This is a genomic window from Arthrobacter sp. ZGTC412 (assembly GCF_002929215.1).
Classification (GTDB): Bacteria; Actinomycetota; Actinomycetes; order Actinomycetales; family Micrococcaceae; genus Arthrobacter.
Map to the genome: position 1 here is coordinate 17,143 of NZ_PJII01000019.1, position 12,367 is coordinate 29,509.

7 protein-coding genes and 1 pseudogene are annotated in these 12,367 nt (G+C 62.6%); 7 read left to right on the plus strand and 1 reads right to left on the minus strand.

What is annotated here, in order from left to right; genetic code table 11:
* Position 1: 1 nt before the first annotated feature.
* Positions 2–1,600 carry an amidohydrolase gene (locus tag CXQ88_RS17600; protein WP_258061974.1) on the plus strand — a complete coding sequence of 533 codons (1,599 nt, stop codon included), beginning with the start codon at positions 2–4 and terminating at the stop codon, positions 1,598–1,600.
* A gap of 870 nt (positions 1,601–2,470) precedes the next feature.
* Here the strand turns inward: CXQ88_RS17600 and CXQ88_RS17610 are convergent.
* A complete protein-coding gene (locus CXQ88_RS17610; RefSeq protein ID WP_219816358.1) occupies positions 2,471–3,472 on the minus strand; it encodes a LacI family DNA-binding transcriptional regulator in 1,002 nt (333 codons plus the stop codon).
* Between the two features lie 315 nt (positions 3,473–3,787).
* Here CXQ88_RS17610 and CXQ88_RS17615 point away from each other — a divergent pair, with 315 nt between their 5' ends.
* From CXQ88_RS17615 to CXQ88_RS17635, 6 genes and pseudogenes are all read left to right on the plus strand, one after another.
* Positions 3,788–5,116, plus strand: coding sequence for an MFS transporter (locus tag CXQ88_RS17615; protein ID WP_104045429.1), 1,329 nt, complete (start codon positions 3,788–3,790; stop codon positions 5,114–5,116).
* Between the two features lie 230 nt (positions 5,117–5,346).
* Positions 5,347–5,769: pseudogene (locus tag CXQ88_RS22715) on the plus strand (alpha-L-rhamnosidase N-terminal domain-containing protein); the annotation flags it as partial.
* A 108-nt stretch (positions 5,770–5,877) separates the two neighbouring features.
* Entirely contained in the window at positions 5,878–7,635 is a 1,758-nt protein-coding gene (locus tag CXQ88_RS17620; RefSeq protein ID WP_258061975.1) for a family 78 glycoside hydrolase catalytic domain, read from the plus strand.
* Positions 7,636–7,896: 261 nt separating this feature from the next.
* Positions 7,897–9,303, plus strand: a complete 1,407-nt coding sequence (locus tag CXQ88_RS17625) for a flavin monoamine oxidase family protein (RefSeq protein WP_104045431.1) — start codon at positions 7,897–7,899, stop codon at positions 9,301–9,303.
* Positions 9,304–9,452: 149 nt separating this feature from the next.
* The gene (locus CXQ88_RS17630; RefSeq protein WP_258061976.1) at positions 9,453–10,502 is read left to right on the plus strand and encodes an agmatine deiminase family protein; all 1,050 of its coding nucleotides are present in this window, start codon (positions 9,453–9,455) and stop codon (positions 10,500–10,502) included.
* Entirely contained in the window at positions 10,499–12,220 is a 1,722-nt protein-coding gene (locus CXQ88_RS17635; RefSeq protein ID WP_104045433.1) for an amidase, read from the plus strand. Before CXQ88_RS17630 ends, CXQ88_RS17635 begins: the two co-directional genes overlap by 4 nt.
* Positions 12,221–12,367 lie beyond the last annotated feature (147 nt).

Here is a 12,367-nt window from a genome sequence, read left to right on the forward strand (position 1 = left end):
CGTGACGACCATCTACCGGGCATCGACCGTACACACCCTCTCGCCGGGAGTCGACGGAGATGCGGTCGCGGTCGTCGACGGCCGCGTCACCGCCGTTGGCGGATGGCGGCGAATCCGCGGCGAGTACCCGACGGCGCAGGTCGTCGACCTCGGCGACGCCACTATGGTCCCAGGCCTGATCGATTCGCACATTCACCCCCTCGGCGGCATAGAAATGACACGGGGCGTGGACCTCAGCGCATGCGAAACGCCGGACGACATCGCCCGCGAGCTCGCTCGGCACTGGTCCGACACCCCCGACGACGGATGGCTGCTCGGCTGGGGACTGGACGTGAACGCATTCCATAGAGCGCCGTCCGCGGAAATCCTCGACCGTGTCGCGCCCGGAGTGCTTGCGGCGATTACCCTCGCCGACGTCCACTCGGTGGTCGCGTCCACCGCAGCGCTGCGGCTCGCGGGAGTCACGGGCTCGGAGCAATTCGGCGACGCCTCGGCCGTCGTGGTCGATGCCGCAGGCAATCCGACCGGGCATTTGCTGGAAGGGGCGAGGACACGGGTTCTTGGGCTCGTGCCGCCGATGAGCCACGCCTCGCGCGTCACGTCGCTGCGCGAGACCTTGGTGTCGATGGCGGCGACAGGGTTTACGGCCGGTCACGCGCTGGACATGGGGGCGGAGGACGCCGAGTTGCTGCTCGAGGACGTTTCAGCCCTCGGCGGTCTGCCGTTGGAACTGACGATCTCGCCGATGATAGGCCCGGCAGCATCTCTCGATGACGCCATCACCCACGTGATCGACCTTCAGTCACGCCGCGGCGAGCGATGGGCGGTTTCCGGCGTCAAGCTGATGATCGACGGCACCGTCGACGGCGGAACCGCCTGGCTTTACACCCCGGACACACTCGGAGAATCTACCCAATCGCTTTGGCTCGACCCCCGCCAGTACGCCCACGCTGTCGGCCGTCTTCACAAGGCAGGCGTCCGCACACGTACCCATGCGATTGGTGACAAAGGCGTCCACTTCGTTGCGGAGACCCTCGCGGCTCTCCCGTCAAACGGCATCAGGCACCGAATCGAGCACCTGGAGACGATCACCGACCAGGTGATCGACCTACTCGCCAGCTCCGGAACTGCCGTCAGCATGCAGCCCACGCACTGCACCCGCTTTGTTCGAGCCGACCAGACCGACAACTGGTCTGTGCGACTTGGGCCAGAGCGCGCTGCGCGCGGTTGGAGAACTCGGGATGTCCGTGATCGCGGGCTCACCCTCGCGCTTGGGTCGGACTGGCCGGTTGCGCCGGCCGACGCCCGAGAGATCCTGACTGCGGCGCAGACGCGACGGCATCCCGGCGGTTCCGGTGCGCCTGTCGGACCGGAGCAGGCCCTCACGGCGCTCGAGGCACTCGAAGGCCTCACGACGCACGCCGCAGCGTCTATCGGGGCACCCGCGCGGGCGATACGCCCGGGAGCCGCTGCGACGTTCACGGTCTTCGACCGCGACCCCCTTAACACCGCGCCCGAGGAGTTCACTGAGGCGGCGATTGTCCTCACAACGATCGAGGGGAAGCCCGTCGTCGGAGCGGCGGACCTCGTGAGGAGCTAACTGTGCTCAGGAGTCCTTCCGGCCATATAAGACGCGCAAATTTGCGCCCGCGTAGTAGAGGGAGAGCCAAGTTTGCGTCAGGCCCGATGGCAAGGGACTCGCCTACGTTGGCATCGAGGCAGGCGACTTCACGCAGCCAGGCAGGCTCATTACCATAGCGTCCGACGGCGGTGCTGCCGCCCGCGTTGAAGCCGGACCTGGCCACTGCGACGGGCCCGAGTATTCACCCGACGGGAAGTGGCTCTACCTGAACACGGAGTCGTTCACCTCGGCTCCGGGCCACGCCCCAACTGGCCCGGATCCGGGTGGACGGCAGTGGATTCGAGCAGCTTCTCCAGTCCGAAACCGTCGACTGGTTCCCGCGCCTCTCCCCCGATGGTTGTACGCCAGCTACATCCGGTTCCCCAGCGGTACTGTTGGCCACCCAGCTGACTTGCCGGTCGCCGTCGTACTTGTTTCGATCGAGAAGTGGACCACTCCCCCATACATGGCCAGTTTTCGGCGGCCAAGGTATCCTCAACGTCAACAGTTGGTCGCCCGATTCGGGGCGCTTTGCATATGTAGCGCACTCCCCCACTGACCCACCAGATGACTATGCACGTGACGCTAAGCAAGGGCACCTCTGAAGGACATGGGCATTCTCGGCACAGGATTTATTGCCGGGCTCCAAACCAAGGACTTGAACGAGAAGCTTCACCGTGCAGGCTCTTTTTCGATATTTACCGGCTCAGATCGAGGCCGTTTTTGAAGAAGCTGGCTTAGAAGGCCCCGCAGAAGCTCCGCCTCGCTAACACCAGTAGGCATGTTCGTGGTCAGCCGGACCTGAGGCAGGCCAGTGGACACCCAACCTTCCGCTAAGCGCGCAGTGCCTCAGGAGTCTAAGTCGGGCGCTTGGTATGAAGGTGCGTACTGGCCCCGGAGGCGGGCTCCTTCGAACCATCGGTGAACCGGCTCGGTAGAAGATGCTTCAAGGATGTCGTTTAGCAAGGCGACGGCTTCCAATCCGTAGGACGTTGGGGCCATATCGATGAATAGAGCAGAATCGGATGCTCTTGCCGCCACCAGGGCTGCGACATCGATGTCGCGCCCGACCACCAAGCCTTTGCTTTCGAGGATTACCTCACAAAGTCCGGCCGGGATCTGGCCTCCCACTAAGAGCGCGTCGGCTTGCCGCTGATCCACCGCGGCCTCTATAGCGGCTGCCAAAGCATCCTTCTCGGCGATGTCGCCTAAGTCCTCGACAATTGCCTCAATTCCCTTGTTGCTGCACCACTTTCTGTAGGTCTGCACTGTCTCGAGAGCCCAGGATGTTCTAAAGCCTTGATCTACGGCGAGCAGCGCCGGTCGCAACCGGCCCCGTTCCGCCAACACGTCCAAGGCGGTGGACTGTAAGTCGCTGTGGCGGGATTCCAATGTTCCCCGCACCCTGTGATTTCCGGGTCCTGAGAATAGGCCGACTGTAACTGTCGGGATGCCGGCGTCCAGGAGTGCCGCCACGATGGGGTCGTCCGGTGTTGGATCTACGACTATGGCTCCGTCCAAGTCGAATGACCGGCGGGAGGATGGCTCTCGGGCGATAAGGATCAGGTCGCAGTCATGGGCGGCCGCCCCGCTGACGGATCCAAAGGCGAAGTCCATGTAGAAGTCAAGGTTGTTGGCCGCTGGCGGCAAGTAGAGACCTATAGCGCCCATTCTGTGGGCGCGCAGGCTGCGCGCGGCCCTGTTGGATACATAGCCCAACCGGGCGGCCGCAGCATGAACTGCAGCCTTTTGCTTTACAGATACGCGACCTGTCCCATTCAGCGCGCTGGAGACAGTGGTTTTTGACAGTCCCAGGTCCCGCGCTATATCCACAATGGTCGTTCTTGCCATGTCCCTCATCATAGGTCGGCTTTTTGTAGACGTTTGACAGCTCACGTGGCATAGGCCACACTTACTGCGGGAACGTTCCCGCAAATTGACGCTCCGCTCTATCCGCAAAAGATCCAGCTGGTGAGAGCCGAATATGAAATGAATCGTTTCATTGGAATCCGGGCGGAGCTCTGCACTAGCGAAGAGCTCTGGATCATGGACGGAGCGCACGTGCAGACCGTCCTTGGCTTCAAGCCCGGGACAGGGTTCAGCACCCAACAATTTCATTGATACGCAGAACAGACGCCATGGCGGCGTCTGAAAAGGAGAAGGACTATGGCAACGGTTACAGCCACCAGGCTCTCAACGCCGCGTCCGTGGTGGACGGCCCTGCTGACCGGAATGGCTTCATATCTCGATGCAGGGGCCATTGTCGGCACGAGTATCGCCCTGGTTTTGTACGCCCCGGCTCTAGGGCTGAATGAATGGGATTTCGGTGCACTCTCTGCCCTTCTGACCCTGTGCTTCGCTACTTCCGCGCTCGTCGGCGGCCGGTTGGGGGACCGCTTTGGCCGACGCCGCGTGTTCCTGTCTACCCTGATTCTATTTTCCCTTGGAGTGACGATCCTCACGTTCGCCACCGTCGTACCGATGCTGTACATCGGCATCATTATCGTCGGACTGGCGATCGGGGCTGACTTGCCCGTCTCTCTGGCCATGGCGGCCGAAGGCGCGCCGGCCCAAGACAAAGGAAAAATGGTAGCCCTGTCAGGGGTGCTCTGGTTGGTTGGCATTGCGTCGGTAACCGTCATCAGCATCTTCGTAGGTGACCTTGGCGATCTCGGAGGACGAATCATCTACGGACACTTGCTCGTTGTCGCAATTGTCGTCCTCATTCTGCGCAGCCGCCTGCCTGAATCAGGCGAGTGGACACGAGCCCAAAGCGTCCTTGCCGCTGAAGTCTCCGCTGACCACGGCCAGCCAGAAGGCAGGGTGGAACTTTCTTCCTTGCGCAAGCTGGTTTCCCAGCCGCTCGTGTGGGCTCTGGCGGCCACGGGTCTCTTCTACACTGTCTGGAACATTGGTGCCAACACCATTGGCCAGTTCTCCACCTATCTTTATGTGAACGTCGCGGGCACTGATGTACCCACGGCTTCACTCGTAGGGTTGGTGTCACTACCGCTAGGCATCCTCGGCGGCATCCTCTTCATGCGCATCGTAGACAAGCCCTCACGGAATGCCTGGTTCATCATTGGAACTGTCTGCGCAACGTCGGGCTTCGCAGTGCCCCTGATCTTCGGGATATCGTTCGTCAGCCTGGCTGTAATGGACGTACTTTTCGCTTTCGGCATCGCCTTCGCCGGTGAAACCATTTACAAGGTTTGGACACAGGAACTGTTCCCAACCTTGCTCCGGTCAACGGCGCAGGGATTGACTATCGCACTGTCCAGATACGCAGCCGCCGCTTTCGCCCTCTTCACTCCCGTTCTTGCTGCCTCGAACGTCACAGCCCTCCTGATCGTGATGGTAGCGACCATGGCCGTTTCTGGGCTAATCGGCATCTTGTGGGTGCCTCGACTGAAAGCGGCAGAAACGACCGGATCCACATCTGTGCACGTGACAGAGGCTGACGGTTCTCTTGCGCATGCTGAAGGACAAAGTTGAGCCTCTCAGAGCTGACTGGTGCCCGGGAGGAAGGAGGCCTGTTGGAAGAAAACAAACTCTTCCCGATGGACGACCAGCCCTGGCAGGGCCACTGGATAGGACCGTCACGGGAAGAACCCGTTACCGAACACGCTGGTCTGGGTGCCCGGGTTGATCTCCACGGATTTTCTCGAACGATGATGCGCACCCGCTTCCGATTGGACGTCGTTCCTCCAACCGCGCCGGCCCGCATGACAGCAGACTCGCGCTTCGTGTTGTTTGTGAACGGCCAGGAGGTTTCCCGTGGTCCGGCAAGGTCACAGCCCCACCGGCTCCAGTACGACCTATGCGACCTTTCCCCCTTCCTTCAGGAAGGGGAGAACACCGTAGCCGTGCTGGTCACATATTACGGAACTGCAAACGCCTTCTGGCAGCCAGCCCCGGCCACCGGACGATTGGGCCCTGATGCCGGTTTCGTTTTCGAAGCCCGGCTCGGCAGCACGATGCTTGTCTCGGACCGGAACTGGAAAGTGCACCGGACTGAGGGCTGGTCCCTCTTCCCCGCCACCGACAATCACACCGTCCCCAGGGAATGCGTCAACGCCGCAGCCGTTCCAGCAAACTGGCTGGGCGAGGGCTTCGATGATTCTTCTTGGGAGCCTGCAACTGAACTGGCCGCCGAGCACATTGGCGGTTTGGGGCGGTCCCGACCTCCCGTAGCACCCTACGGAAAACTTGTGCCCCGACTGACGCCCCCGTTGACCGGACAAATCATCCAACCCGTGTCGATCAGGGCAGGGCAAGCGAAGGCCATAGCGGGCCCCTGCCCAGACGAGCCGGGCCCGCTCATAGCTAAAATTCTTGGAGACTCCGGTAAGACACGGTCGCATGCTGAGTATCCAATTTCGATTACGTCCAGCGCCGACAGCTGGCTGTACCTAGAACTAGATTTTGGAAAAATCGTTGCAGGCTTCGTGCGCTTGGACGTAGAAGCACCAGAGGGAACAATCCTCGATCTGCATTACCGGGAGCGACCGCTCAGCCCCTCCGCCCCCGCGCCGACCGGCGCCGAGGGAATGCGCTACATCGCCAGAGGCAGCGGGGACACTTATGAAAGCCTCGAGCTTGCCGGGCTTCGGTACATCTACCTCACAGTCCGTGCGCCCCACGCCGCTACGGTAACCATCAACCGCGTCGATGTGCGTGAGCACACATATCCGTGGCAGGGCGAGGCCGCTTTCCAGTCAAACGATGCCCAACTTGACGCTCTTTTTCTTGCGGGCATCAGGACCGTGCAGCTGAACTCATTCGATGCATTCACCGATTGCCCGACACGCGAGCTGCGTTCTTGGGTCGGGGACGGGGTGGTGCATCAGATGGTGCACCTGACGACGAATGCTGATTGGCGGTTGGCACGGCAGTACGTTCAGCTCGCCGACTCGCCTCGGCCCGACGGGCTCCTTCCGATGAGCGTCGCCGGTGACATCGAGCACTCGGGAACGTTTACGATCCCTGACTACTCTCTTCATTGGATCCACGCAGTCCACAACGTCTTCATCTACGCGGGAGTTGAAGCTGCCCAGCCCCATCTGCCTACTGTGGAAAGGATACTGCGCTGGTTCGCCGCCTACACCGATCCGCACGGCACCCTGAGCGATCTACCGGAATGGAATCTGGTTGACTGGTCCAGCATCTTCACTACTGGCCGCAGCAGCATCCTGACCGCCCTTTGGGGAAGGGCGTTGCTCGAATTTGCTGACATGAGCACGCAATCCGAAAATTCCGGATCAGCGCGATGGGCGCTGCAGCAATGGGAAGCAGCAAAGGAAGGCTTCGAGTCCTTCTGGGACGAGAACCGAGGGACCTACATTGACCACATCCTGGAGGACAACCCTCAGCCTGCTGCATCACAGGCAGCGGGCGCGGCGGCAATAATCGCGGGCTTCGTCCCCGCCCACCGTCTAAACCGAGTAGCGGAAGTTATCACCGACCCCCGGAGTTTGGTGGTGCGGTCTTGGATAGGCGGCGACGACGGAGACTATGACGAGGAACGTATTGATCAACAGGCAAAAGGCATTCAGTACATTGACTGGGACGTGCACCGAGAAATAGTGCGGGCACAGCCTTTCTTCAGCTACGTAGTGCACGATGCACTCGCTGCGGCCGGCCGGACCGATCTGATCATCAAAGGCCTGCGGTCATGGCAGCAGTTCCTTCAGGATGGATACGACACATTCGGGGAGTGCTGGGGCTGGGGAACGACAGTTCACGGCTGGAGTGCCACCCCGGCCCGAGACCTGGTGCAGCACATCCTTGGTGTTACCCCCTACCGCCCGGGCTTCCAAACTGTGCGGATCGCCCCCCGACTAGGCGGTCTAAAGGCTGCCCGCGGGGTTGTGCCGTCACCGGCAGGTGCCATATCGGTGGCCGTCAACGCCGCGCAACTCGAGATCAACTCCCCCCTGCCAATCGTTGTCGTTCGTGAGGACAACGAGGAAATCCACCTTCCAGCAGGAACTCACACAGTATCGATGGCGTAACCGCAAGGAGCAACGCCAACGCACGCAAACCGGCGGTTGCATTAAGTGTGCTGCTCAATAGATCCCTCACAAGGTGGCCTCTGGTCGGACTACGAAGAGATCAAATCCAGCCGTTCCTGAATGGCTGCTCCCCCAGTTCCGAGAGCAAGAGGCGTCAGCCAGCAGGGGAGGACAAAAGTCATTCGAACACCTATCATGACAATAAATGAATGGCATTCATTTAGTGGTCCCCATCACTGCGGGGACCCAAGAGAGGACATCATGCTGAACCTGAACCGCGACGTCGTCGTCGTTGGAGCCGGGCCCTCGGGACTCACCGCAGCCCGCGAACTGAAGAAGGCCGGCCTCACTGTCGCCGTGCTTGAGGCACGCGACCGCGTGGGCGGCCGCACCTGGACCGACACCGTCGACGGAGCCATGCTGGAAATTGGGGGCCAGTGGGTCTCGCCGGACCAGACCGTACTCCTGGAACTGCTCGACGAACTCGGCCTGCAGACGTACCCCCGGTACCGCGAGGGGGAGTCAATGTATATCGGCAAGGACGGTATCCCCGTCCGCTATGCCGGTGACCAGTTCCCGGTAAACGCAGACACCAAAGCCGAGATGGACAAGCTGATCGCATTGCTGGACGGGCTCGCGGCCGAGATCGGCCCTGCCGAACCCTGGGCCCACCCGAAGGCACGGGAACTCGACACCATCTCCTTCCACCACTGGCTGCGGCAGCACTCCGCCAACGAGGAAGCCTGCAACAATATCGGCCTCTTCATTGCCGGCGGTATGCTCACCAAGCCCGCCCACGCATTCTCCGCCCTGCAGGCAGTGCTGATGGCCGCCTCGGCCGGGTCCTTCACCCACCTCACCGACGAGGACTTCATCCTGGACCGGCGCGTCGTGGGCGGCATGCAGCAGGTTTCCCTGCTGCTCGCGCAGGAGCTGGGGGACGACGTCGTCCTTAACTCCCCGGTGCGCACCATCAACTGGGAGCCGGACGCCGACGGCGGGCACCACGTGACCGTGGTCTCGGAACGGGCCACTGTGAATGCCCGGTTCGTGATCATGGCCGTGCCGCCCAACCTCTATTCCCGCGTCTCGTTCAACCCGCCGCTGCCCCGCCGGCAGCACCAGATGCACCAGCACCAGTCACTGGGCCTGGTCATCAAGGTCCACGCGGTCTACAGCCGCCCATTCTGGCGGAACTCCGGCCTGTCCGGAACCTGCTTCGGCGCCGGATCCCTGGTCCAGGAGGTCTACGACAACACCAACTTCGGGGACACCAGAGGCACCCTGGTGGGCTTCATCTCGGACGAAAAGGCCGACGCCGTCTTCGAGTTGAGCCCCGAAGAACGCAAGGGCGCGGTGCTGGAGTCCATTGCCGGATTCCTCGGCGCCGAAGCCCTGGAGCCCGAGGTCTATTACGAGTCGGACTGGGGTTCGGAGGAGTGGACCCGCGGCGCCTACGCCTCCAGCTACGACCTCGGCGGCCTGCACCGCTATGGCAAGGACCAGCACGCCCCCGTCGGGCCCATCTACTGGTCCTCGTCGGACCTGGCTGCCGAAGGCTACCAGCACGTTGACGGTGCCATCCGAATGGGACGCCACACATCAGAACGTATTACCGCAAAAGGAGGGGTTGCGGCTGAAGCTGCCCTTACGAGAAGCCTCAACTAAAGCGATTGCTTCCCGTCTGGCTTCGACAGTAAAGCACTGGCCGTTGCTCCACAGGGCCCAGCGGCATCCTGAAACCACCAAAAAACAAAGAAGAACTGCAGAATCACATGAAACCAGCTCCCGCCCCAGTCCAAGCCACCACTACGGAGATGGCATCCACCCGCATGCCTGCCGAATGGGAGGCGCACGAGCGGACCTGGATGGCATTCCCACCACCCAACGACACTTTCGGTGAGGGAGGAAGCGACACCCTTGACCGGGCCCGCACAGCCTGGACCAAGGTAGCCCATACCATCGCACGCTATGAGCCCGTCACAGTGCTGGCGGATCCCCGCAATGCTACGGCGGCAAGGGAATGGCTCGGGGAAGGCATCGCCGTAGTGGAAGTGCCCCTCGACGACGCCTGGCTACGGGACAGCGGCCCCACGTTCGTGCACCAGCCAGATGGCTCCGTGGCGGCCATCGACTGGATATTCAACGGCTGGGGCGCTCAGGAGTGGGCGTCTTGGGACAAGGACCAGGAGGTGGCTCGGGCGGTGGCCGACCAGGCAGGAGCACCCGCACGTTCCGTCTCCCTAGTCAACGAGGGCGGCGGATTCCATGTGGATGGGGAAGGAACCGTGCTGTTAACGGAAACAGTCCAGCTGGATCCCGGACGCAATCCCGGCGCCACCAAGGAATCAGTGGAGGCCGAAATCCATTCCGCACTGGGGACCAGCAAAGCCATCTGGCTGCCACGCGGACTCACACGGGACTACAACGAGTTCGGCACCCGCGGCCATGTGGACATCGTGGCCGCCTTCGCCGGACCCGGAACCGTCCTGCTGCACCGCCAGGATGACGCTGCCCATCCCGACCACGCCGTCTACCTGCAACTCCGGACAGCCCTCCAAGGCCAGTTGGACGCTCACGGCAGGCCGTTGCGAATTATCGACGTCCCAGCGCCCACCGTCCTGAAGGACGAGGAAGGTTTTGTGGACTGGTCCTATATCAACCACTATGTCGGCAACAACGTGGTGGTGCTGTGCAGCTTCGACGATCCGAATGACACTATCGCCGCCGGCATCCTGGAACGTGCCTACCCCGGCCGGACCGTGGAACTCGTGGACGCCCGTGACATCTTCGCCTTCGGCGGCGGCATCCACTGCATCACCCAGCAGCAGCCGGCAACAGTCAGCAGGGAAGAAGAGCGGTCGTGAGCACCTTCAAAGTTGTCGAAGCCAGCATCGCCGAACTTCGCGCTGCCTTGGAGGCAGGCTCCGTGACCAGCGAGGAACTCGTACGCCTCTACCTCGAACGAATCGAAAAGTACGATTCATCAGGCATACGCCTTAACGCTCTTGTGGTGCTGAACCCGGGCGCCCTGCAGGAAGCGAAAGCATCGGACGAACGCCGGCGCAGCGGAACCCCGCTGGGCCCGCTAGACGGCATCCCATACACCGCGAAAGACAGCTACAAGGTTCGCGGCCTCACCGTCGCCGCAGGGTCCCCGGCCTTCAAGGACCTGGTGGCCCAGCAGGACGCCTTCACCATCGAACGCTTGCGGGCCTCCGGGGCGGTCCTGATCGGCCTGACCAACATGCCGCCGATGGCCAATGGAGGCATGCAGCGCGGGGTGTATGGCCGCGCCGAAAGCCCCTACAACGCCGACTACCTCACGGCAGCCTTCGCCTCCGGATCCTCTAATGGTTCCGGAACGGCCACCGCCGCCAGCTTCGCCGCCTTCGGCCTGGCGGAGGAGACCTGGTCATCCGGCCGGGCGCCGGCGTCCAATAATGCCCTGTGCGCCTACACCCCTTCACGCGGTGTGATCTCTGTCCGCGGGAACTGGCCGCTGGTTCCCACCATGGACGTGGTGGTTCCGCACACCCGCACCATGGACGACCTTTTGGAGGTCCTGAACGTCGTGGTGGCGGACGACGCCGAAACCCGCGGCGACTTCTGGCGGGTACAGCCCTGGGTCCCGCTCCCCAAGGCATCTGAGGTCCGCCCGGACTCGTACCTGGAACTGGCGGTCCAGGACCCGGCGGCGGCTGAACGCATCCTGGCCGGTAAGCGCATCGGAATCCCCCGGATATACATCAACGCAGACCCGGACGCCGGGACCGCGGAGGCACCCGGCATCGGTGGGCCCACGCGCCAGCGCATCGACACCCGGGCGTCCATCGTCGAACTCTGGACCGCTGCAAGGCGCGACCTTGAAACCGCGGGCGCCAGGGTCATCGAGGTGGATTTCCCGGTCGTCTCCAACTACGAGGGGGACCGCCCCGGCGCCCCCACCATCGACACCCGCGGCCTGGTGTCCCCGGACTACCTGCGCCGCGAAATCGTGGACCTCTCAGCTTGGGCGTGGAACGACTTCCTCGACGCCAACGGGGACCCGCACCTCCGCAACCTGGCCGACGTCGACGGCGCTGCGATCTTCCCCGCGCCGGACGGATCCCTTCCGGACCGCTATCACGGCTTCGACGACGACATCAGCGACTACCCCGCCTGGATCCGGAAAAACGGGGTGCCGTCCCTGCCGGACATCCCCCACCTTCCGGACGGACTCGCCGGACTGGAGGAAACCCGCCGGATCGACCTGGAGGAGTGGATGGACCGGCTGGGCTTAGACGCCGTGGTGTTCCCCGCGGTAGCGGACGTCGGGCCCGCCGACGCCGACCGGAACGAGGCCTCGGCTGATCTGGCCTGGCGCAATGGCGTGTGGGTGGCGAACGGGAACCTGGTCCCCCGGCACCTGGGCATCCCCACGGTCACGGTCCCCATGGGCATAGCCGAAGACATCGGCATGCCCGTGGGGCTCACCATTGCCGGCAGAGCCTACAGCGACACGAAACTGCTGCACCTGGCCGCAGCCTTCGAAGCCACCGGCAGCCGCCGACTCCCTCCGCCCCGGACCAGTTCCAGATACTAAATCTGCAAGCACACACGCGATCAGACATCGTCCGGCGCTCCGGAAACATACAGCATCATCCAGCGCCGCAGCGCCTAAGGCCTCATCTGTAGTCAAAAAAGTTGAAGGAGCACAATGACGCCGGAAAAGCACAGCAGTACGCCTCGA

What these genes read in the sequence shown, in the direction of transcription:
- CXQ88_RS17610 (WP_219816358.1), bottom strand. Translation starts at nt 3,472, where the DNA reads ATGGCAAGAACGACCATTGTGGATATAGCGCGGGACCTGGGACTGTCA.
- CXQ88_RS17615 (WP_104045429.1), top strand. Translation starts at nt 3,788, where the DNA reads ATGGCAACGGTTACAGCCACCAGGCTCTCAACGCCGCGTCCGTGGTGG.
- CXQ88_RS17625 (WP_104045431.1), top strand. Translation starts at nt 7,897, where the DNA reads ATGCTGAACCTGAACCGCGACGTCGTCGTCGTTGGAGCCGGGCCCTCG.
- CXQ88_RS17630 (WP_258061976.1), top strand. Translation starts at nt 9,453, where the DNA reads ATGGCATCCACCCGCATGCCTGCCGAATGGGAGGCGCACGAGCGGACC.